The 20,715-nt window shown below is 75.4% G+C and carries 17 protein-coding genes; 9 read left to right on the top strand and 8 right to left on the bottom strand.

All coding sequences use genetic code 11. From position 1 onward, the window contains the following. Positions 1–22 precede the first annotated feature (22 nt). The gene (locus OG715_RS35790; protein ID WP_266273122.1) at positions 23–1,054 is read right to left on the bottom strand and encodes a methyltransferase; all 1,032 of its coding nucleotides are present in this window, start codon (positions 1,052–1,054) and stop codon (positions 23–25) included. Between the two features lie 81 nt (positions 1,055–1,135). Then, positions 1,136–2,233 (bottom strand): right-handed parallel beta-helix repeat-containing protein, encoded by a 1,098-nt coding sequence (locus tag OG715_RS35785; RefSeq protein ID WP_266273123.1) that lies wholly within the window; start codon positions 2,231–2,233, stop codon positions 1,136–1,138. A gap of 236 nt (positions 2,234–2,469) precedes the next feature. Here OG715_RS35785 and OG715_RS35780 point away from each other — a divergent pair, with 236 nt between their 5' ends. Next, positions 2,470–3,438 carry a deoxyribonuclease IV gene (locus OG715_RS35780; RefSeq protein ID WP_266273124.1) on the top strand — a complete coding sequence of 323 codons (969 nt, stop codon included), beginning with the start codon at positions 2,470–2,472 and terminating at the stop codon, positions 3,436–3,438. A gap of 70 nt (positions 3,439–3,508) precedes the next feature. Here OG715_RS35780 and OG715_RS35775 read toward each other — a convergent pair whose 3' ends face one another. Continuing rightward, positions 3,509–4,927, bottom strand: a complete 1,419-nt coding sequence (locus OG715_RS35775) for a lamin tail domain-containing protein (protein WP_266273125.1) — start codon at positions 4,925–4,927, stop codon at positions 3,509–3,511. A 347-nt stretch (positions 4,928–5,274) separates the two neighbouring features. Here OG715_RS35775 and OG715_RS35770 point away from each other — a divergent pair, with 347 nt between their 5' ends. Both OG715_RS35770 and sph read left to right on the top strand, forming a co-directional pair. Next, entirely contained in the window at positions 5,275–7,371 is a 2,097-nt protein-coding gene (locus OG715_RS35770) for an MMPL family transporter (protein WP_266274579.1), read from the top strand. Positions 7,372–7,443: 72 nt separating this feature from the next. Then, positions 7,444–8,481, top strand: a complete 1,038-nt coding sequence (sph, locus tag OG715_RS35765; RefSeq protein WP_266273126.1) for a sphingomyelin phosphodiesterase — start codon at positions 7,444–7,446, stop codon at positions 8,479–8,481. Positions 8,482–8,506: 25 nt separating this feature from the next. Here sph and OG715_RS35760 read toward each other — a convergent pair whose 3' ends face one another. From OG715_RS35760 to OG715_RS35750, 3 genes are all read right to left on the bottom strand, one after another. After that, positions 8,507–8,761 (bottom strand): hypothetical protein, encoded by a 255-nt coding sequence (locus OG715_RS35760; protein ID WP_266273127.1) that lies wholly within the window; start codon positions 8,759–8,761, stop codon positions 8,507–8,509. A 5-nt stretch (positions 8,762–8,766) separates the two neighbouring features. Then, on the bottom strand, positions 8,767–12,045 hold the full coding sequence (locus OG715_RS35755; protein WP_266273128.1) for a DEAD/DEAH box helicase: 3,279 nt from the start codon (positions 12,043–12,045) through the stop codon (positions 8,767–8,769). Between the two features lie 136 nt (positions 12,046–12,181). Next, on the bottom strand, positions 12,182–13,819 hold the full coding sequence (locus OG715_RS35750; RefSeq protein ID WP_266273129.1) for an FAD-dependent monooxygenase: 1,638 nt from the start codon (positions 13,817–13,819) through the stop codon (positions 12,182–12,184). Positions 13,820–14,053: 234 nt separating this feature from the next. On the opposite strand from OG715_RS35750, the gene OG715_RS35745 reads away from it, so the two are divergent. The 6 genes from OG715_RS35745 to OG715_RS35720 all read left to right on the top strand — a co-directional run bounded on the left by OG715_RS35745 (position 14,054) and on the right by OG715_RS35720 (position 19,558). Next, on the top strand, positions 14,054–14,236 hold the full coding sequence (locus OG715_RS35745) for a hypothetical protein (protein WP_266273130.1): 183 nt from the start codon (positions 14,054–14,056) through the stop codon (positions 14,234–14,236). Between the two features lie 147 nt (positions 14,237–14,383). Beyond that, positions 14,384–14,575 (top strand): YegP family protein, encoded by a 192-nt coding sequence (locus tag OG715_RS35740; protein WP_266273131.1) that lies wholly within the window; start codon positions 14,384–14,386, stop codon positions 14,573–14,575. Positions 14,576–14,720: 145 nt separating this feature from the next. After that, entirely contained in the window at positions 14,721–16,013 is a 1,293-nt protein-coding gene (locus OG715_RS35735) for a glycosyltransferase family 4 protein (protein WP_266273132.1), read from the top strand. Continuing rightward, complete coding sequence (locus OG715_RS35730) at positions 16,010–17,164, top strand: glycosyltransferase (RefSeq protein ID WP_266273133.1); 1,155 nt, start codon at positions 16,010–16,012, stop codon at positions 17,162–17,164. Before OG715_RS35735 ends, OG715_RS35730 begins: the two co-directional genes overlap by 4 nt. A gap of 104 nt (positions 17,165–17,268) precedes the next feature. Further along, positions 17,269–18,213, top strand: a complete 945-nt coding sequence (locus OG715_RS35725) for an SGNH/GDSL hydrolase family protein (RefSeq protein ID WP_266273134.1) — start codon at positions 17,269–17,271, stop codon at positions 18,211–18,213. Positions 18,214–18,403: 190 nt separating this feature from the next. Further along, on the top strand, positions 18,404–19,558 hold the full coding sequence (locus tag OG715_RS35720; RefSeq protein ID WP_327064182.1) for an NUDIX hydrolase: 1,155 nt from the start codon (positions 18,404–18,406) through the stop codon (positions 19,556–19,558). A gap of 167 nt (positions 19,559–19,725) precedes the next feature. Here the strand turns inward: OG715_RS35720 and OG715_RS35715 are convergent, their stop codons facing one another. Both OG715_RS35715 and OG715_RS35710 read right to left on the bottom strand, forming a co-directional pair. After that, positions 19,726–20,100 carry a hypothetical protein gene (locus tag OG715_RS35715; RefSeq protein ID WP_266273136.1) on the bottom strand — a complete coding sequence of 125 codons (375 nt, stop codon included), beginning with the start codon at positions 20,098–20,100 and terminating at the stop codon, positions 19,726–19,728. 168 nt (positions 20,101–20,268) lie between these two features. Beyond that, entirely contained in the window at positions 20,269–20,709 is a 441-nt protein-coding gene (locus OG715_RS35710; RefSeq protein WP_051742631.1) for a roadblock/LC7 domain-containing protein, read from the bottom strand. Between the last annotated feature and the right edge of the window lie 6 nt (positions 20,710–20,715).

The raw sequence follows: 20,715 nt of genomic DNA, 5'->3' as shown, positions 1-20,715 counted from the left end.
CGTGTCGTGCCGGCGGACCGGGTCAGCCGCGCACCACGGCCTCGAAGGCGTGCAGGTACGGGTTGACCGGGCACACCTCCCGGACCTCCAGCCCGGCCTCCGTCATCAGCCGGACCATGCTCGCCTCGGAGTGCTTGGCACCGCCGACGTTGAGCATCAGCAGGAGGTCCATGGCGGTGGTGAAGCGCATCGAGGGACTGTCGTCGACGAGGTTCTCGACCACCACGACCCGGGCGCCCGGGCGGGCCGCAGCGACCACGTTCGCCAGCGTCCGGCGGGTGCTCGCGTCGTCCCACTCCAGGATGTTCTTGATGATGTAGAGGTCCGCGACGACCGGGATCGCCTCCCGGCAGTCACCGGGGACCAGCCGGGCCCGGTCGGCGAACGCGCCGCCCTCGCGCAGCCGGGCGTCGGCGCCCGCGACCACCTTGGGCAGGTCCAGCAGGGTGCCGTGCAGCGCCGGGTGCTTCTCCAGCAGGCTGGCGAGGACATGGCCCTGGCCGCCGCCGATGTCGACCACCGAGTCGATCCCGGTGAGGTCGAGGTAGGCCGCGAAGTCGGCGGCGGACTGCCGGCTGGAGGTGGTCATCGCCCTGTCGAAGACCTTGGCGGACTCGCCGCCGTCGCTGTGCAGGTAGTCGAAGAACTCCTTGCCGAACAGCTCGGGGAAGACGTTGCGGCCGGAGCGCACCGCCTCGTCCAGCTTCGGCCAGGCCTCCCACGTCCACGGCTCGGTGCACCACAGGGTGATGTAGCGGAGGCTGTTCGGCGCGTCCTCGCGCAGCAGCCGGGACATGTCGGTGTGGGTGAAGCGGTCGTCGTCGAGCTCCTCGAAGATGCCGTAGCAGGTGAGGGCGCGCAGCAGGCGGCGCAGCTGGCGGGGCTCGGTGCCGAGCTCGGCGGCGAGGTCGGAGACGGGGGTGGGGGTGTCGCCGAGCGCGTCGGCGACACCGAGCCGGGCGGCCGCGCGGACGGCGGCGGCGCAGGCGGCGCCGAAGACGAGCTCCCGCAAGCGCATGGCTGCCTGCGGGGTGGTGGCGGGTGCGGTGGTCATGGGGCCGGGTCTCTGCTTTCTGCGGGGGGCGGGGGGCGTGGGTTCGAGGACGCGTCCTGGGCGCGCGGGCCCGGGAGCCGGTCAGCAGTGGCCGGCCGGCTCGGAGACCGCGCACTGGTTGCGGGCGAAGGAGTTGTCGGTGCCGGTGTCGCGGTCGGCGAGGTCGGCCGGCCCGTTGCCGAGCACGAGGTTGTCGGCGACGGTGTTGCGGGCGTTCGCCACCCCGACCACGCTGTGGACGAGCACGATGCCGCCGGAGAACGGCGAGGCGCCGACGTTGTCGCGGACCTCGTTCTCCGTCACCGAGGTCTCCTCGGCCCCGGTGAGCACGATCCCGGCGCCCTGGATGTGGTCGAGCCGGGGGTTCGGCGGGCAGTAGCGGTTGTTGGCGACGACCTGGTTGCGGGTGACGGTGAGTGCGCCGGCCCGGGGCACGCCCTCGTCGCCGACGACGAACACCCCGCCGCAGTTGCCGCGGATCCGATTCCGCTCGACGTTCAGGTCGCGCAGCCGCCGGACGGTGACGCCGACCCGGTTGTCGGTCAGCAGGTTGGCGCTGACCAGGGTGCCGTCCGCGGAGAGGGCACCGCCCTCGCTGTCGACCGAGTTGGCCAGGAAGACACCGGACTGGCCGTTGCGGGTGGACTCGTTGGCGGTGATCACGCCCCGGGTCGACTTCTCCTGGCTGATGCCCTGCTGGCCGTTGTCGTGCACGAAGGTGGCGCGCACGGTCAGCCCGGTGGTGCCGGAGGCGCTGATGCCGTTCTTGCGGAAGCCGGTGACGGCGAGCGCCTCGACGGTGACCCCGTCGAGCGACCGGTCGTCGGTGCCGGCCACGCAGAGGCCGTGGCCGGCGGCCGCGCAGACGGCGGCCCCGTCGGCGGGCACGGGGGCGGATGCGTCGGCGGGCAGCAGCACGCTGTCCCGGCCCGCGCCGCGCAGGGTCAGGCCGGGCGTGGTGATCCGGACGCTGCCCCGGTACTCGCCGGGCAGCAGCTGCACGGTGTCGCCGGGCAGTGCCGCGTCGACGGCCTGCTGAATCGATTCGCCGGGCCGGACCAGGTGCAGGTCGCCGGCGGCGCGGGCGGGTGCGGCGCCGACGGCGGTCAGCACGGTGGTCAGGGCGGTCGTGGCGGCGGCGGTGGCCGCGGCGAGGTGGTGGACCCGTCGCGTGGGCATGAGTGGTGACCTGCTTTCTGACGCGCCGACGGCGGGGGCGCGCTCGCGGGGACGTCGGCACGATGACGCGGGGTGGTCGGGAGGTGACGGCCGGTGGGTGTCGGCCGAACCGACGCTAGGGGCGGGCGGCAGGCCCCGCCACCAGGGTTGGGCTGCCGGGCTGACGGGGCGTCGGCCGGTCGGGGGCACCGGCCCGGCCGACGGCGGGCCGCCGTCGGCGTGCCATGCTCGGAGCCATGAGCACCAGTACCGCCGAAGCCGCCGAGACCGCCGCCGAGACCGCCGCCGGCCTCCGCAACCCGATCGGCGCCCATGTGCCGGTGGCCGGCCGGGGCCTGGCCGGGACCGGCCTCGCGTACGCCGGGCGGGTGGGCGCCGAGACGGTGCAGGTGTTCGTCGCGAACCCGCGCGGCTGGGCGACACCGACCGGCAACCCGGCCCAGGACGCGGAGTTCCGCGCGGCCTGCGCGGAACGGGCGGTCCCCGCGTACGTGCACGCGCCGTACCTGATCAACTTCGGCTCGGACAACCCGGTGACCAGGGAGCGTTCGGCAGACTCGCTGCGCCACTCGCTGCGGCGCGGGCACGCGATCGGCGCGCTCGGCGTGGTGCTGCACACCGGGTCGGCGGTCGGCTCGGCCCCGGGCGGCGGCTCGCGGCGGGCCGAGGCGATGTCCCAGGTCCGCGAGGACGTGCGGCGGCTGCTGGACGAGCTGGACGGGCTCGGCGAGGACGCACCGTGGCTGCTGCTGGAGCCCACGGCCGGCCAGGGGAGCTCGCTCTGCGCGCGGATGGAGGACCTCGCCGGGTACATGGAGGCGCTGGACGGGCACCCGAAGGTCGGGGTCTGCCTGGACACCTGCCACGCCTTCGCGGCCGGCCACGACCTGGCGGCGCCGGGCGGCGTCCGGGCGACCCTGGACGCACTGGTCGAGGCCGCCGGGCCGGGCCGGCTGCGGCTGATCCACGCCAACGACTCCGAGGACGCGGTCGGCGCCCGCAAGGACCGGCACGCCAACATCGGCGCCGGCCTGATCGGCGCCGAACCGTTCCGCGAGCTCTTCGAGCACCCGGCCACGGCCGGCGTCCCCCTGGTCGTGGAGACCCCGGACCGCAAGCACGGCGGCGAGGGCGCCGGTCACACCCTCGACATCACCGCCCTGAAGCGGCTCCGCTCCCGCGCGGCCTCCGCGCTGCCGGTGTGAGCGCCCGCGCCTCCCGCGGCAGCGGCCCCGGGCCGTCGACCCGGGGCCGCTGCGCGCGGTGGAGCGGGAATCAGCAGGTGACGGTGCCCCTGCGGAGGGTGTGGCCCCCGGTGTTGCTGTCGTCGGACCAGTAGACGGGCTTGCTGCCGCCCACGCACTCGGCGGCGCCGGCGATCGCGAAGCCCTCGTTGTTGAGGTTGGGCATGCCGGTCGGGCGGTTGAAGACCGCGGTGGTGGCGAACACCCCGGAGGCGTTGACCTTCAGGGTGCGGTGCTGGCCGTTGCAGGTGTCGTCGCAGACCACCCACAGGCGCGAGGTCTGCGGCTCCCACTGGACCTCCATCACCCCGGCCAGGCCGGTGCTGATCGAGGCGACCTTGGTGAAGCTGCCGCTGTCCTGGAGGACGAAGCCGTGCACGGTGCCGGTGCCCTCGACCCCGACGAAGAACACCCCGCCGGTGTGGGCGGCGTACCCGGCCGGGTCGTAGGCCGCGCCGGTCGACTCGTCCTTGAACCCGGCGGCGGTCAGCGCGCTGTCCGGCACCCAGGTGATGCCCTCCAGGCCGAGGTTGGAGCCGACTGCGGGCAGGCTCGCGGTGAGGTTCCACTCCTTGCCGGCGGTCAGCGTGCTGCCGGTGCCGCTCACGTCGTAGCGCAGCACGGACAGCCGGCTGGTGCCGGACGCGTCGCCGTTGCGCTCGCTGGAGACGAAGACGCCGCCCGCCGCCCCGGCGGAGGTGGCGGTCACGCCCTCACTGTCGGGGCTGCCGGTGCCGCCCGGGAAGCGCAGCGTCTTGCCGCTGCTCCAGCCGGAGGCCGTGTCGGGGGTCCAGCCGCCGGAGCCGTCGGGGAGCAGGCGCCAGAGCTTGCCGGAGTTCTGCGCGCCCCACAGCACGCCGCCGTCCTGGTAGAGGCCGCTGAGGTCGCTCCCGAAGACGTTCGAGGCGTCGGCGGTGGCGATGCCGCTGCTACCGGGCCAGGCCACCGGGGTACCGCCGCCGGAGCCGCAGCTGTTGGCCGCGCCCAGGGTGAGCTGGGCCTGGGCGAAGGCGCCGGTGCCGTCGGGACAGCGCGACCAGGACGGCGCGGAGTGGGTGCTCCAGGTGAAGCTGTCGACCAGGGTGCTGCCGTTCGGCAGGTACAGCCGGGCCTTGTCCGCGGAGCCGAGGCCGAAGGCGTTGTGGACGTCGAAGGCCTTGAACGCGCCGGCGGCGAGGGTGGTGCCGGCGGCGACCTTGTAGCTGGAGCTGTTGTTGTCGTCCTTGAGGACCCAGCCCGAGATGTCGACGGCGGCGGTGCCCTTGTTGACGAGCTCGATCGAGTCGTTGACGGATCCGGTGGTCACCACCTCGTTGATCCGGATGTCGTCGGCCGGCGCGGCCGCGGCCGGGGACGCCCCGAGCACGCCGGTGGCCAGCACGGGGCCGAGGGCGGTGGCGAGGAGGAGGGCGAGGCTGCGGCGCCGACGCGGTGCGCGCGATGCGGTCACGATGTCCGTCCTGGGGTGAGGGGGGAAGCGCTGACAGGGCGCCACCACCGTCCCGGTGGCCCGCCAACGCAGCGACGCCGGGAGGCGAGCGCGGTATGAACGACGGAAGAACCACGGCACGCCGGGACCACCCTCGCACCGTGCGCGCGCACCCGCCCCACCCGACCCACCGGGCCCGGGTCCGCAGCGGCTCCGGGGACCGGTCGACACACGGTCGCCACACGGTCGGCCGCCCGCCGGTGCCGCTCGGGCTGCCGGGTCGGGGGGCCGGTGCCAGGCTGGAGCGGACGATGCCGACGCACGGTGCCGACCCGCGCCGCCGCAGCCCCGAGAACGGTGGTCCCCCGATGAGCCCGACCCGGAGACTGGCCGAGCTGCCGTGCGGACGCCGCAGCAAGTGGGTGGTACTGGCCCTGTGGCTGGTCCTGCTGGTGGTGGCGGGCCCGCTGGCGGGCAAGCTCACCGACGTCGAGGACAACCAGGCGTCCAGCTGGCTGCCCGGCAACGCCGAGTCCACCCAGGTGCTCGACGAGCAGCGCGCCTTCCAACCCGTGGACACCGCCCAGGCGGTGGTGGTCTACGTCCGGGACGGCGGCATCACGGCGGCCGACAAGGTCGAGGCGGCCAGGGACGCCCAGGCGTTCGCCTCCGCCCCGCACGTCGTCGGCCCGGTGACCGGGCCGGTGGAGTCCGCCGACGGCCAGGCGCTGCAGACCATCGTGTCGGTGGACATCGGCACCGGCGGCTGGCAGGACCTCCGCCCGGCGGTCGACAGCCTGCGCGCCACCGCCGCCGAGAACAGCCTCGGCATGACCACCCATGTCACCGGACCGGCCGGAGTCGGCGCCGACCAGGCCGAGGCCTTCGCCGGGATCGACTCCACGCTGCTCGCCGCCACCGTCGCCGTGGTGATCGTCCTGCTGCTGCTCACCTACCGCAGCCCGGTGCTGTGGATGCTGCCGCTGTTCTCTGCGGCCGGGGCGCTGGTGGTCGCCCAGGCGGTGATCTACCTGCTGGCCGACCACGCCGGACTGACCGTCAACGCGCAGAGCGCCGGCATCCTCATCGTGCTGGTGCTCGGCGCGGGGACGGACTACGCCCTGCTGCTGACCGCCCGCTACCGGGAGGAGCTGCGCCGGCACGGGGACCGGCACGAGGCGATGGCCTTCGCCCTGCACCGGGCCGGTCCGGCGATCCTCGCCTCCTCCGCGACCGTGGTCGCCTCGATGCTCTGCCTGCTGGTCGCGGAGATGAACTCGACCAGCGGCCTCGGCCCGGTCTGCGCGATCGGCGTGCTGGTGGCGCTGGTCGCGATGCTGACCCTGCTGCCCGCGCTGCTGGTGATCCTCGGGCGCTGGGTGTTCTGGCCGGTGAAGCCCGCCTTCGGTACGCCGGAGCCGACCCGTTCCGGACGCTGGGCCCACGTCGGCGAGTGGATCGCGCGGCGGCCGCGCAAGGTGTGGGTCGGCACCGCGCTGGCGCTGGCGGCCTGCTGCGTCGGGCTGGTCTCGCTGAACGCCACCGGGCTCAGCACGGCCGGCAGCTTCACCGGGACGCCGGACTCCGTGGTCGGCCAGCAGGCCCTGGAGGCGCACTTCCCGGCCGGCACCGGCGCGCCGCTGAGCGTCGTCTCGGCGGCCGCCGAGAGCGGCGCGGTCCGCGAGGCGACCCGGGCCACGCCCGGGATCGCGAGCACCACGGAGCCGACGTTCCACGAGGGGCGGGCGCTGTTCCGGGCGACCCTCACCGACCCGCCGGACAGCCAGGCCGCCAAGGACACCGTGGACCGGCTGCGGACCGCCGTGCACGCCGTGCCGAACGCCGACGCCCAGGTGGGCGGTTCGACGGCGGTGATCCTGGACGCCGGCCGGGCCGCGACCTCCGACAACCGGACCATCATCCCGCTGGTGCTGGGCGTCGTCCTGGTGATCCTCGCCCTGCTGCTGCGCGCGGTCACCGCGCCGCTGGTGCTGATCGCCACCGTCGTCCTCTCCTACGCGGCGGCGCTGGGCATCAGCGTGTTCTTCTTCGAGCACGTCTTCCACTTCGAGGGGCAGGACAACTCCTTCCCGCTGTTCGTCTTCGTGTTCCTGGTGGCGCTGGGGATCGACTACAACATCTTCCTGATGACCCGGGTGCGCGAGGAGGCCGTGCAGCAGGGCACCCGGCGGGGGGCGGTGGCCGGACTGGCCGCGACCGGCGGGGTGATCACCTCGGCCGGCCTGATCCTGGCCAGCACCTTCGCCGTGCTGGGCACCCTGCCGGTGGTGGGCTTCGCCGAGATCGGCTTCGCGGTGGCCCTCGGCGTGCTGCTGGACACCCTGGTGGTGCGCTCCGTCCTGGTGACCGCGCTGACCGTCGACCTGGACCGGCACATGTGGTGGCCGAGCGCGTTGTCCGGACAAGTTCCTCCGTCCGAGAAGGAGTTGGCCAGACAGCTTTAAGTTACCAATGAGTTCATATGGTTATCGTTCACTGTCTGGACGAGCGCCGCCCGGTCTCGCTTCACTGCGCACATGCCAACTCCCTCCACGCGCCGCCCCGGCGCGCGCCTCGCCGCGGTGTGCACCGCTGCCGCCGCCCTGCTCGCCCCGCTCGCCGCCGCGCCGAGCGCCCTCGCCGCCCCCGCGGCGGGCGGCACCACCGCCGCTTCGCAGGGCACCGCCGCCGCGCTGCCGACGGTCGCGCCGCTCAAGGTGCTGACGTACAACATCTTCCTGATGAGCAAGAACCTCTACCCCAACTGGGGCCAGGACTACCGGGCCAAGGCCATCCCGGCCGCCGACGTGTTCCAGGGCCAGGACGTCGTGGTGCTCCAGGAGGCCTTCGACAACGCCGCCTCCGACGCCCTGGTGGCCCAGGCCTCGGCGCAGTACCCGTACCACACCCCCGTGGTCGGCCGCTCGACCGGCGGCTGGGACGCCACCTACGGCAGCTACAGCTCCGCCACGCCCGAGGACGGCGGGGTCACCCTGCTCAGCAAGTGGCCGGTCCTGCGCAAGGAGCAGTACATCTTCAAGGACGCCTGCGGGGCGGACTGGTGGTCCAACAAGGGCTTCGTCTACGCCGTGCTGAACGTCAACGGCGTGCGCACCCACGTGATCGGCACCCACCTCCAGTCCACCGACTCCGGCTGCTCGGCCGGCCAGCCGGCCACCGTCCGGGCCGCCCAGCTCAAGGCGATGAAGGCGTTCGTCGACGCCAAGAACATCCCGGCCGCCGAGCCGATCGTGCTCGCCGGAGACCTCAACATCGACTCGCACGGCAGCGAGTACCCGTCGCTGCTGGCCAACGCGGGCGTGGCACCGGCCACCACCCGCGACGGCTGGGTCAACTCCTTCGACACCGCGGACAACTCGATCGCGGCGTACCGCTACCCCGGCGAGCCGAAGGAGGACCTCGACCACGTCCTCTACCGCGCCGACCACGCGCGCCCGGCCGCCTACACCAACTCGGTGGTCCGCTTCCACAGCGCGCCCTGGACGGTGAGCAGCTGGGGCACCAGCTACACCTACAACGACCTCTCCGACCACTACCCGGTCACGGCGGGCTGAGCCTCCGCGCGGCGGTCCACCGGGGTCAGCCGGCCCCGGTGAACCGCCGGTAGGCGGCGGCCAGTCCGGCCTCCAGCGGGCGGCCGCGCACCGTGATGCCGGAGGGTCCCAACTCGTCCAGGGCGGTGGGCGTTCCGGCCCGCTCGGGGTCGACCGGGGTCGGCACCCGGCCGCGCCAGTAGACGTCGAGCAGCTCGGCGAGCGGCCGGTCGGCGCTGCGGTCCGGACGGCTGCCCGAGCGGTACTCCGGCGGGCGTTCCGAAGGGGTCGGAGGGGTCACCGGGTTCACGCTCCGATCGAGTCGGCGGACAGGGTGAGCAGCTCCCGCAGCCGCTCGGCCGGGAGTTCGGCCAGCCACTGCTCGTCGGCGCCGAGCGCCGCCTCGGCCAGGGTCCGCTTGGCGGTGAGGAGTTCGTCGATCCGCTCCTCGACCGTGCCCGCGCAGACCAGCCGCCGCACCTGCACGTCACGGCGCTGCCCGATCCGGTGCGCGCGGTCGGTGGCCTGGTCCTCGACCGCCGGATTCCACCAACGGTCCAGGTGCACCACCTGGTTGGCCGCCGTCAGATTGAGCCCGGTGCCGCCCGCCCGGAGCGACAGCAGGAACACCCTCGGCCCGTCCGGCGACTGGAAGCGCTCGACCATGTCGTCCCGGCGCCCGCGCGGCACACCGCCGTGCAGGTAGAGCACCTCCTCGCCCAACTTCCGCCGCAGGTAGGGCCGGAGCATCGCGCCGAACTCGGCGTACTGGGTGAACACCAGCGCCCGGTCCCCCTCGGCCAGCGCCTCCGTCAGCAGTTCGACCAGCCGCTCCACCTTGCCCGAACGGCCCGCCATCGCCGTGCCGTCGTGCAGCAGCTGGGCCGGGTGGTTGCACACCTGCTTGAGCCGGCCGATCGCCGCCAGCACCGCGCCCTTGCGCTCCACCCCGCGCAGCCCGCCCAGCCGCTCCAGCAGATCGGTCACCACCGCGCGGTAGAGCCCGGCCTGCTCGGCGGTCAGCGAGCAGCTGACGGTGAACTCCTGCTTGGCGGGCAGGTCCTGGACGATCTGCGGATCGGTCTTGCGGCGGCGCAGCAGGAACGGGCCGGTGACCCGCCGCAGCCGGGCCGCCGCGTCCACGCTGCCGGCCTGCTCCACCGGGTTGGCGAACCGCTCCCGGAACGACTCCGGGCTGCCGAACAGCCCGGGATTGGCGAAGTCCAGGACGGCGTGCAGATCGGCCAGCCGGTTCTCCACCGGCGTGCCGGTGAGCGCGATCCGCGGGCCGGAGTGCAGCGAGCGCAGCGCCCTGGACTGCCGGGCCGAACGGTTCTTGATGTGCTGCGCCTCGTCGGCGACGATCCGCCGCCAGTGGATCCGGCGCAGTTCGGCGGCGTCCCGCTGGACCACGCCGTAGGTGGTGATGACCAGGTCGGGGAGGTCGGCGGGGTCGGCGGAGCCATCGGAGTCTTCGAGGTCGAGGCCGGTGCCGGGCGCGGCCGGGGCGAGCGCGGCCGGGGCGGGCGCGGTGCGGTCCGGGCCGTGGTGGACGTGCACCCGCAGACCGGGCGCGAAGACGGCGGCCTCCCGGCGCCAGTTGCCGACCAGCGACATCGGGCAGACCAGCAGCACCGGGCCGCGGGCCCCGCGTTCCCGCTCCAGGGCGAGCAGGGCCAGCGTCTGCACCGTCTTGCCGAGGCCCATGTCGTCGGCCAGGACGGCGCCGAGGCCGAGCCGGCCGAGCGCGTCCAGCCAGGCCAACCCGCGCCGCTGGTAAGGGCGGAGGGTGCCGGCGAAGCCCTCGGGCAGCTCCGGGACCCGGTCCGCCGGGCCCGGCCGGCCGGCCAGCAGGTCGCCGATCGGCCCGGCCGCCCGCACCTCGGTGACCGGCAGGCCGTCCACCACCGCGCCGTCGTCCACGGCCAGCCGCAGCAGTTCGACCGGCGCCATGGTGCCGGTGCCGTGCTCGGCCAGGAACCTCACCGCGACGGCGAGTTGGGACTGGTCCACCTCGACCCAGCGGCCCCGCAGCCGGACCAGCCCCTGCTGGGCGGCGGCAAGGTCGCCCAACTCCCGCTCGGTCAGGGTGATGTCGCCCAGGGCGAGCCGCCACTCGAAGGCCAGCACGGCGTCCCGGTCGACCTGCGCGGTGCGCCGCACGGCAGCCGGGCCGTCGGCGGGCGCGCCCGCCGTCAGGACCAGACCGAGCCGGGGGCGGCGCTGCCACCACGCGGGCAGCAGTACGCCGAAGCCGGCGGCGGTGAGCGCGGGCGCGTCCTCGCGCAGGAAGCGCAGGGCGCCGGCCCGGCCGAGCCGGGCCTCGGTGGGGAAGGTACCGGTGAACAGGGCGCGCAGCTCCGGGGCGACCCGGACGGCGCGGGCGAGCTCCTCGTGGAACGCCTCGGCCGGATCGCCGGCCCCGGCGGGGACGGCGTCGGCCAGGGCCTCCCGGGCCGGGTCGCGGGCGCCGGGGCGCAGGGCGGCGGCCGGGACCACCAGGGACGGGCGGTCGACGGCGCAGACCAGCAGGTCGAGGCGCCAGGAGTCGGCGGCGTCCGGGTCCGTACCGTCGTCGACCGCCGGGCCGCCGTTGATCGCCGGGTCGGCGACGTCCGGGTCGGCGTCGTGGCCGAGCGGCTCGGTGAGGCGGAAGTCGAGCCGCAGCGGCCCGTCCGCCGGGCGGGCCGTCTGCCAGACCGCGAGCCGTTCGGGCAGTCCGGCGGGCGGCGCCTGGCCGAGCCGGCCGTCCGGGGAGTGCAGGGCGGCGAGGAACGGTTCGGCGGGCGGGTCGAGATCGGCCAGGGCGACCCGGGCCTCCTGGTCGACCAGGGCGTCGAGCACCCCGGTGAACAGCGCGGCGGCGGTCGGCGGCGCGGTCCGGTCGGACGCGCCGGGCGGGCGGAGCGGGCCGGGCCTGTCGGGCGTGCCGTCGGCGGAGGCCGGCGGCGGGTGCTCGGCCCGGCACACCGGCGGACAGCCCGCGACCAGCGCGGCCGACTCCCGGCGGGCCGGCGCGTCCGGCGCGGGCCGCCAGCGGGCGTACCACTCCCCCGCCTCCTCGACCGGCACCGGCAGCAGCCGCCCCCGCCCGACCAGCCGCCAGGCCAGATCGTGCACGGCGGCCAGCCAGCGCACCGAGGCGCCGTACACCAGCTCGGCCGGTGTGCCGTCCGGCAGCTGGACGGTGGCGCCCGGCCAGTGCGGATCGTGCAGCGCGCCGAGCAGCTGGGCGGCCTGGGACCGGTCGAAGAGCAGCGCGGGCACCCGCCACGGGCTCAGCCCCACCCCGCGCGAGACGGCCCCGACCGGCAGGTCGGGCGACGGCACCGGCCGCCCGCCGAGACCGGGCAGCAGCAACCCCGTCCACCGCTCGACGGCCTGGTCGGCCAGCCACCCCAGCCCCGGCCCGACCGTCCCCAGCAGCCGCGCCACCTCCCCGGCCGGACACGCGAACGGGTGCGCCGTCCCACCCCGGTCGGCCCGGTCGCCGGGCTCGTACGCATCGCCCCGGTGGACCGCCGCGTCCTCCGCCCAGACGGCGAGCCGGCCGTCGGCTCGCCAGAGCGCGTGCAGGGCGTACATCGGCGGGCGGCACCTCTCCACGGGACGGGTCTCCCACCTTAGGCGGTGCCTCCGACAGTGCCCGGTGGGGGCGCCTGACCTGCGACGCGGCAGCCGTGGGACCACCGGCCACCGGCTGCTGGCTACCGGCTACCGGCTACCGGAAGGTGCGGCGCAGGTGACCGGTCAGGGCGGCGGGGGTCGGGTCGGGCAGCCGGGTGCCCAGGTAGCCGTCCGGGCGAACGAGGAACGCCTCGCCGTCGGCCGGTGCGCAGGCGGCGCGGAACGAGCCGGCGGCGTCCCGCGCGTACGGCAGCAGCAGCCCCTCCGGCGGCGCCGCTACGCCCCCGGCCAGCAGCACCTGGATGTCCAGCAGGCCGTGCGCCGCCGCGCGGGCCGCGTCGGCGAGCGCGTGCAGGCGCTCCGCCCGCGCCTCGCCGTCGGCCCCGGCTCCCGCGTACAGCAGCAGCACGTGGTTCGGACCGGCCCGCAGCAGGTCGAACAGCCGCTGGGGGAAGGCGGTGAGCGGCCGCTCCAGCCCGGCACAGTCCGGCACGCGGTCCCCCGCCCGCGGTCCGGCGCCGGTCGCGTCGCCCTCGTCACCGAGCGGTCCGCCCCGGTAGTTCACCAGCAGCTGGGCCTGGCGCAGCAGCACCGTGGTGAGGTCCTCGGTGTCCGCCTCGCCCCGGGCGTGCCGCACGGTGCGGCCGACCACCTCCGCCCCGACCGGGTGGCGCTCGGCGTGGTAGCTGTCGAGCAGCCCGTCGGCGGCGGCCCCGCGCAGCGCGAGCGCGAGCTTCCAGGCCAGGTTGTAGGCGTCCTGCACACCGGTGTCGAGGCCCTGGGCCCCGGTGGGCGGGTGGATGTGCGCGGCGTCGCCGGCCAGGAACACCCGCCCGACCCGGTACCGGTCGGCCAGCCGGTGGCTGATCCGGAAGACCGAGGACCAGCGCAGCGCCCCCGCCGTGGCGGGCCGGGGCGAGAGCCGGTCCAGCACCGCCTGGATGTCCGCCAGCCCGGGCCCCTGTCCGCCCGCCGGACCGTGAACGACCTCCCCGGCCGCGACGCCGTCCGCCGCGTCCTCCGGCCCCGGCGGGACCAGCATCGACATCCGGTAGCGCCGGTGCCCCGGCAGCGGGATGCAGACGAGCACGTCGTCGGGCGTGCCGTCCCCGGAGCGGCGCAGGCAGCGCACGCCGTAGCCCCCGGGCAGGTCCCAGTCGACCTCGACGTCCCCGAGCATGTACCGCTCCGGGAAGGCGTCGCCCGCGAAGTCGACGCCGATCGCGCGGCGCACCCGGCTGTGCGCGCCGTCGCAGCCCAGCACGTACCGCGCGGACAGCTCCGCCGGGCCGTCCGGGGTGTCGAGCGAGGCCCGGACACGGTCGTCGCCCTGCTCCAGGCCGAGCAGCTCGGTGCCGCGCTCGACCCGCGTCCCGAAGCCGGCCAGGTACTCGGTGAGCAGCCGCTCGGTGGTGTCCTGCGGGAGCGCGGCGAACCGGTAGGGCACCTCGGCGGGCAGCTCCAGCTCCAGCCCCGGGCCGGGCCGGCCGTCGACGAAGGTGAGCTGGCCGAGCAGCGGCACGGCCTCGTCGAGGACCCGGCCGACCAGCCCCATCGCCTCCCACACCTCCAGGGTGCGGGGCTGGAGGCCGACGGCCTTGGCGTACGGCTGCGGCCGGTCCAGCCGGTCGACGATCCGGCACCCGACGCCTCGGCGGCGCAGTTCGGCGGCGGCCGTCAGCCCGACCGGTCCGGCGCCCACCACCAGGACCTCCGTCTCGGTGTCGTCCATGAACCGCGCTCCTCGGTCCCCGAGCCGTCCCCCTCCCAGCCTGCGCCGGGCGTCCGGGGCCCCGCCAGTCGTGCCGCCCGCGCGGCGGCCCCGGCGGCGGTGCGTTCCGACCGGTCCCGACCGGACTCGCCGCTTTCCCTCAGCTGACCGAGTCCCGCTCGCGGTCGGGTGATTCGCTCGACACCGACGGCGCGGGGGACCGACCGCGCCGGAGGACCGATCGAGGGAGCAGTCATGGGCAGGGAGTTGTCGAAGAACGACATCGTTCGCCAGGTGCGGAGCGACTCGCGGATCCGGGTGCAGGTGGAGGCGGAGGTGTCCCTGGACGACGTGGTGCGTCTGCTGCGTCGGCTCTTCCTGGGGGACGCCGCGGCCGACGCCGTCGAGGCCGCGGCCTACACCCTCTACCGCGACTGACCGACGTAGGGCGCGGGACCGGCCGAGCCGTCGGCGGCCGGGACCCGTTCGGCGTAACCCCCCGATGCCTCATCTGACATGCGCGGCAAGGGATTTGCCCCTACGTTGCGTTGCGAGGGGGTCACCGTAAGGAAAGGCGAACACTTCATGGCCGGCAAGTTCGAGCTGTACACCGACGACACTGGCATGCACCGGTTCCGACTCAAGTCGAGCAACGGGACGATCGTGGTGACCGGCGACCCGCAGGAGAACCGGGACGACTGCCTCAAGAGCATCGAGTCGATCCGCAAGCTCGCGCCCTACGCGGAGCTGAAGGAGGCGGCCGCCGGAGCGGCCTGAGCGGCTCGTCGACGTCTCGGTGACGTCTCGCTGATGCCCCGGGGAGGGCGGGACGCGGGTCGGTGGCACAATTCGCCGACCCGCGTTCGTTTGTACGACAGATCCCTTTGGCCGCCTGCACGCCGGCCCCGGACAGAACACTGGCATGCGTGTCGTCATCGTCACCGAATCCTTTCCCCCCGAGGTCAACGGCGTCGCCCACAGCGTGCTGCGGACCGCCGAGCACCTGCTCCGCCGGGGACACCAGCCGCTCGTCGTCACCCCGGCGCCCGCGCGCGGCGCGCAGAGCCCCTCGCACACCTTCGGCGCCGGCGGCGTGCCGGACGAGCTGCCGGTGGTGCGGGTGCCCTCCGTCCCGCTGCCCGGCTATCCGCAGGTCAGGATCGCGCTGCCGAGCCGCCAGTTGGCCGCCGCGATCCAGGGCCACCGGCCCGACCTGGTCCACCTGGCCAGCCCGTTCGTGCTCGGCGCGCGCGGCGCGCAGGTCGCCACCCGGCTCGGCCTGCCGGTCGTCGCCGTCTACCAGACCGACCTCGCCGGGTACGCGCACGCCTACCGGGCCGGGCGAGGGCTCGGCGAGGCCGCCGCCTGGCACCGGATCCGCACCGTCCACGGTCTCGCCGCCCGGACCCTCGCGCCGTCCACCCCCGCCGCCCAGGACCTCACCGCGCACGGGGTGTCCCGGGTGCAGCTGTGGCCGCGCGGCGTGGACTCGGCCCGCTTCCACCCCCGCCACCGCGACGAGGCGCTGCACCGGGCGCTCGCCCCCGGCGGCGAGGTGCTGGTCGGGTACGTCGGACGGCTCGCGCCGGAGAAGCGGGTGGACCTGCTGGCCGAGACCGCGACCCTGCCCGGCGTCCGGGTGGTGGTCATCGGTGACGGGCCCTCCGCGCCCGGGCTGAAGGCCGCCATGCCGGGCGCGGTCTTCCTCGGCCGGCGCACCGGCGAGGAACTGGCCCGATGTTTCGCGACCCTGGACGTGTTCGTGCACACCGGACCGCTGGAGACCTTCTGCCAGACCATCCAGGAGGCGATGGCCAGCGGGGTCCCGGTGATCGGCCCGGCCGCCGGCGGACCGCTCGACCTGGTGGCGCACCACCGCACCGGCCTGCTCGTCCCGCCCCGCGACGGCACGGCGGTGGCCCGGGCGGTGACGGCCCTGGCCGGGGACGCGGAACTGCGGGCCGCGTACGGGCGCGCCGGGCGGGCGGAGGTGACGGCGCGCACCTGGGAGGCGGTCGGGGACCTGCTGCTGCGGCACTACGCCGAGGTGCTGGCGGAGCACCGCGGGGTGGCGGTCGCGGACCTGGCGGGGGCGGACGTCGCGGGGGCCGCCGTGGCGGACACCCTCCCGGCCCCGGGCCCCGTCCCGCCGCCGGTCGTCCTCCCGACCCCGCCGCCGCCGACCGTCCCGCTGACGGAGGAACTGCCCGCATGACCACCGGCCCGCTCCGGATCGTCCGGGTGGCCAACTTCGTCACCCCGGTCTCCGGCGGACTGCGGACCGCCCTGCGCCACCTCGGCGCGGGCTACCGCGCCGCCGGGCACACCCCCGTACTCGTCGTGCCCGGGGAGCGCCGCGCCGTCGAGGAGGACGAGCAGGGCCTGGTCGTCACCCTGCCCGGCCCCGTGCTCCCCGGCAGCGGCGGCTACCGACTGCTCACCGACCGCCGGGCGGTGGCCGCCGAACTCGAACGGCTCGCCCCCGACCGGCTGGAGGTCTCCGACCGCACCACCCTGCGGTGGACGGGCGCCTGGGCCCGGCGGCACGGTGTGCGCGCCGCGATGGTCTCGCACGAGAGCGCCGTCGGACTGCTGCGCACCTGGGGCCTGCCCGGCCCGGTCGCGGGATCCGTCGCGAACCGGCTCAACGGCCGGACCGCCCGGTCCTACGACACGGTGATCTGCACGACGGACTGGGCCGCCGCCGAATTCCGCCGCCTGGGCGTGCGGAACCTCGCCCGCGCCCCGCTCGGAGTCGACCTCGCCGCCCTCCGCCCGCCGGACGACGACACCCGGGCCGCCGAACGCGCCCGGTACGCGGAACCGGACCAGGTGCTGCTGGTGCTCTGTTCCCGGCTCTCCACCGAGAAACACCCCGAGCTCGCGCTCGACGCCCTGGAAGCGCTCCGGTCCACCGAACCCGGACCCGGGGCCGTGCTGGCGGTGGCCGGCACCGGGCCGCTGCGCTCCCGGCTCGCGGCCTCGGCCGCCCGGCGCCGACTGCCCGTGCACTTCCTCGGCCACCTGGCCGGGCGGGCGGCCGTCGCCCGACTGCTCGGCTGCGCGGACGTGGTGCTCGCGCCGGGACCGGTGGAGACCTTCGGCCTGGCCGCGCTGGAGGCCCTCGCCTGCGGCACCCCGGTCGCCGTCAACCGGGGCGCGGCCCTGCCCGAACTGGTCGGCACCGCCGGCGTGGCCGCCGAGCCGACCGGCGCGGGCTTCGCGGAGGCGGTGCGCGAACTCCTCGCCCGCCCCGAACCGGACCGCCGCGCCGCCGCCCGTGACCAGGCCGAACGCTACGGCTGGCCGACGGCGGTCACGGCCTTCCTCGCCGCCCACGGCACGGCCCCGGTCACAACGGGCTGAGGCACCGGGCGGGCAGCGGGGCGACAGGACAGCAGGACAGCAATTCCGCACGACAGCGACAGGGAACGGCCGGGCCGGAGCGTCCGGGAACGGTAGGAGGTGCGATGAACACGATCGCGGCGGTGGACGGGGACGGCGGAGGCGACACCCTACCCGGTGCCGCACGGGGAGCGGCCCGCCCGGGCGGGCGGGCGACCGGCGAAGCGGTGCGGTTCGTCGCCCTCGGCGACTCCCTCACCCAGGGCATCGGCGACCCGATCGCCGACGGATGGCGCGGCTGGGCGGCCCTGCTCGCCCGGTCGCTGGCCCCGCCGCAGACCGGGGTCGAGTTCACCAACCTCGCGCGCAGCGGCGCACTCACCACCGACCTCACCGCGGAGCAGCTGCCGGCGGCCCTCGCGCTGCGCCCGCAGTTCGCCGCCGTGGTGGCGGGCGGCAACGACACCCTGCGGTCCGGCTTCGACGTGGAACGCACCGCCCTGGCCCTCGACACCGTCCTCGGCCGGCTCACCGACAGCGGCGCCGTGGTGCTGACGGCCTGCCTGCCGGATCCGGGCACCCTGCTGCGGCTGCCCCGCCCGCTCGCCCGACCGCTGGCCCGGCGGATGCGCGCGGTGAACACCGTGGTGCACGCACTCGCCGTCCGCCACCGGGCCGTCCACCTGCACCTCGCCGAGCTGCCGTGGACGGCGGAGCGCCGACTGCTCAGCGTCGACCGCCTGCACCCGAGCGCCGAGGGCCACCACCTGATCGCCCGCGGGTTCCACGACCTGCTCGCCACCACCGCCCACCCGCTCGGCCCCGCCCCCACCCCGGAACCGGCCGAGCCCGCACCCGGCACCCTGGCCGACCTCTGGTGGATGGCCACCCGCGGCACCCGCTGGGTCCTCGACCGCAGCACCGACCTCCTCCCCGGCCTGCTGGCCCTCGCCGCCGTCGAGGGCTGCGCCCGCCTGCGCGGCACCACCGACCGCCAGGACCACCGCATGACCCAGGCCACCACCACCGCCCTCGCCGCCCTCCCCGGGCCCCGGCCTGACGTGACCTGACCTGGGGCGGTCGCAGAAGCCCCCGGGAGACGCGACAGCTCCCTACCGATGACGAGGTCTTCCACCGGCCCAGGTGGTCATGGTGGCGGCGGCGTGTTGGACGACGAGGTCCGAGGTCGAACAGCAGGCCCTGCGCTCGGGATCTCGGGACGGTGGGGAACCGGGGCGGTGGGGCGGGGTGTCGTGACACGTGACCGGACAAACGGAGGGGGTACGGATGGTGGCGGAGGCTTCGAGGGCTTCGGGGCAGGAGTTGCTGGCGGCGGCGGGGGTGCTGTTCCCGGACGGGCGGGGGCGGGTGCTGGTGGTGCGGTTGCCGTACGACCGGAGGCACCCGGTGGCGGTGCCGGGCGGGGGTTGGGACCCGCAGGACGGCTCGCCGCGGCGGACGGCGGTGCGCGAGATCGAGGAGGAGCTCGGTTTCACACCTCGGCTGGGGCCGCTGGCCTGCCTGGACTGGACCCTGGACGACCACCGACCGCCGATCGCAGCCCACCTGTACTGGGCCGAGCCGCTGACGCCGGAGCAGGCGGCGGCGTTCACCCCGGACCGGGCCGAGGTGGGCGGCTGGGCCTGGCTGACGCCGGAGCAGGCGGGCCGCGCGCTGCCGCCCCGGCTCTCCCGGCGGGTGACGGCCTGTCTGCGGGCGCCCCGCGCGGCCGGGCCACTGGAACTGGAGGACGGTCACCCGGTCGGGCAGGTCCTCGATGTGCTGAAGCCCGGCCCGGTGCCGGAGTACACCGGCCCGGCGGGGCTGTCGGAGCTGTCCCCGTGGTGGCCGCCGACGACGGACGGCCCGGCGGCCGGCGACGCCCCACCACTGCTGGACCGGCACGCCTACATCGCCGGGCTCCCGCGGATCCGGGCCAAGGCACGGACGGTGTTCACCGACCCGGAGGGCCGGGTCCTGCTGGTACGGCTGCGGCCGTGGGACCTTCCCGGCGGCGAGGTACCGCACTGGACGCTGCCGGGCGGCGGTGTCGAGGCGGACCGGGAACTGCCCCGGGCGGCGGCGCGGCGGGAGGTCAGGGAGGAGTTGAGCTGGTCCCGCGAGCCGGGTCGGCTGCTGGCCCTGGACTGGATGCCGGGGCGCGCGGCGGATCCGGCCGCGGACAGCGACACCGCCCGCCTGGTCTACCTGTTCGACGGGGGCACGGTGGACGAGGAGTTGCTGTCGTCGATCGTGCTGGCCCCCGAGGAGCTGGTCGAGTGGCGGCTCTGCGCGCCTGCGGAGGCACGGGCGCTGCTGGCGCCCGCGGTCTGGGCGCGGACGGCGGCCGCGCTGGCGGCACGGAACCGGCCGGGCGGCCCGGCCGAACTGGTCGGCGGGTACCCGGCCGGCTGAGCTCCTGGTCTTGCCCCGGGGACGGGCGGCGTCCCACCGGTCCCCGGAGCCGCCCACGGACGACGCCGCACCGGCGGCCGACCGGACCACTGCTCGGTCCGGTCGGCCGCCGGGGAGCACAGCCACCGGTCGGCCGCCGGGGAGCACAGCCACCGGACGGGCGCCGGTCAGACCTCCAGCTCGGCCTCGACCTTGGTGAGCTGGTGGCGGGCCATCGCCAGGTTCGCCCGGCCCTTGTCCAGTGCCAGGTAGAGGAAGAGACCCTTGCCGCTGCGGCCGGTGAGCGGGCGGATCAGGTGGTACTGGCTGCTGAGGGTGATGAGGATGTCCTCGATCCCGTCACCCAGGCCGAGCATGTCCATGGTGCGCATCTTGGCCCGGACCACGTCGGTGTTGCCGGCGGCGGCGACGTTGAGGTCGAAGCCGCCGGGGCCGTCGAGGGTCGCGAGCGCCATGCCGCTGTTGTAGTCGACCAGGGCCGCGCCGATGGCGCCCTCGATCACGGTCATGGCCTGCTTGAGCGCGCCTGCGGCGTCGGTCATGTCACTGTCTCCAGTTCGTCGGTGCGTCAGTACGCCGAGAAAGTCGGTATATCGGTAGAGCGGTTGAGCGGTTGAGCGGTAGAGCGGTAGAGCGGTGCATCGGTGGAGCGACAGGGCAGTACAGCGGTCGGTCGACGGATCGCCCCGCCGGAAGGCCCGGGGCGGGTGTCAGTACTCCCGGGCGTCCTTGGGCAGGAGCGTGTCGTTCAGGAGCGCGGTGATGCGCTGGGCGGAACGGCGGGCCTCCAGGTGCAGGCGGCCGACGTTCGCGTCCGGGTGGGCGAGGAGGGTGAGCACGCAGCTCCCTCCCGCCGCGTAGGTGGCGACATAGCCGTGCTCACCTCGGACCAGGGACTCGCGGAACTCGCCCTGGCCGGTACTGTCGGCGAGCCGTTGGGCCAGGCTGAGCGAGGCCGCGGTCATCGCCGCCAGGCCCGAGGGCTCGGTCCCGTGGGTGTCGTGGGCGACCAACAGGCCGTCCACGCTGGCCACCAGACCTCCGGCGAGGTGCGGTACCCGGTGCTTGATGGCGCGGAGTTCGGCCAGCAGCTCGGTCTCCAAGGCGATCAGTTGTCTCCTTCCGACACGCTGCTTGAGCGCCCGCCTCATGGCCGT

The organism is Kitasatospora purpeofusca (genome assembly GCF_036010405.1).
In the GTDB taxonomy this organism is placed as follows: Bacteria; Actinomycetota; Actinomycetes; order Streptomycetales; family Streptomycetaceae; genus Kitasatospora; species Kitasatospora purpeofusca.
The sequence above is the reverse complement of the archived record's forward strand: the minus strand, read 5'-3'. Positions and strand labels throughout refer to the sequence as shown.

Excerpts from the sequence above, each read along its gene's own strand:
- OG715_RS35790 (WP_266273122.1), bottom strand. The coding sequence starts at position 1,054 with ATGACCACCGCACCCGCCACCACCCCGCAGGCAGCCATGCGCTTGCGG.
- OG715_RS35785 (WP_266273123.1), bottom strand. The coding sequence starts at position 2,233 with ATGCCCACGCGACGGGTCCACCACCTCGCCGCGGCCACCGCCGCCGCC.
- OG715_RS35780 (WP_266273124.1), top strand. The coding sequence starts at position 2,470 with ATGAGCACCAGTACCGCCGAAGCCGCCGAGACCGCCGCCGAGACCGCC.
- OG715_RS35770 (WP_266274579.1), top strand. The coding sequence starts at position 5,275 with ATGAGCCCGACCCGGAGACTGGCCGAGCTGCCGTGCGGACGCCGCAGC.
- sph (WP_266273126.1), top strand. The coding sequence starts at position 7,444 with ATGCCAACTCCCTCCACGCGCCGCCCCGGCGCGCGCCTCGCCGCGGTG.
- OG715_RS35755 (WP_266273128.1), bottom strand. The coding sequence starts at position 12,045 with ATGTACGCCCTGCACGCGCTCTGGCGAGCCGACGGCCGGCTCGCCGTC.
- OG715_RS35750 (WP_266273129.1), bottom strand. The coding sequence starts at position 13,819 with ATGGACGACACCGAGACGGAGGTCCTGGTGGTGGGCGCCGGACCGGTC.
- OG715_RS35745 (WP_266273130.1), top strand. The coding sequence starts at position 14,054 with ATGGGCAGGGAGTTGTCGAAGAACGACATCGTTCGCCAGGTGCGGAGC.
- OG715_RS35740 (WP_266273131.1), top strand. The coding sequence starts at position 14,384 with ATGGCCGGCAAGTTCGAGCTGTACACCGACGACACTGGCATGCACCGG.
- OG715_RS35735 (WP_266273132.1), top strand. The coding sequence starts at position 14,721 with ATGCGTGTCGTCATCGTCACCGAATCCTTTCCCCCCGAGGTCAACGGC.
- OG715_RS35730 (WP_266273133.1), top strand. The coding sequence starts at position 16,010 with ATGACCACCGGCCCGCTCCGGATCGTCCGGGTGGCCAACTTCGTCACC.
- OG715_RS35725 (WP_266273134.1), top strand. The coding sequence starts at position 17,269 with ATGAACACGATCGCGGCGGTGGACGGGGACGGCGGAGGCGACACCCTA.
- OG715_RS35715 (WP_266273136.1), bottom strand. The coding sequence starts at position 20,100 with ATGACCGACGCCGCAGGCGCGCTCAAGCAGGCCATGACCGTGATCGAG.
- OG715_RS35710 (WP_051742631.1), bottom strand. The coding sequence starts at position 20,709 with ATGAGGCGGGCGCTCAAGCAGCGTGTCGGAAGGAGACAACTGATCGCC.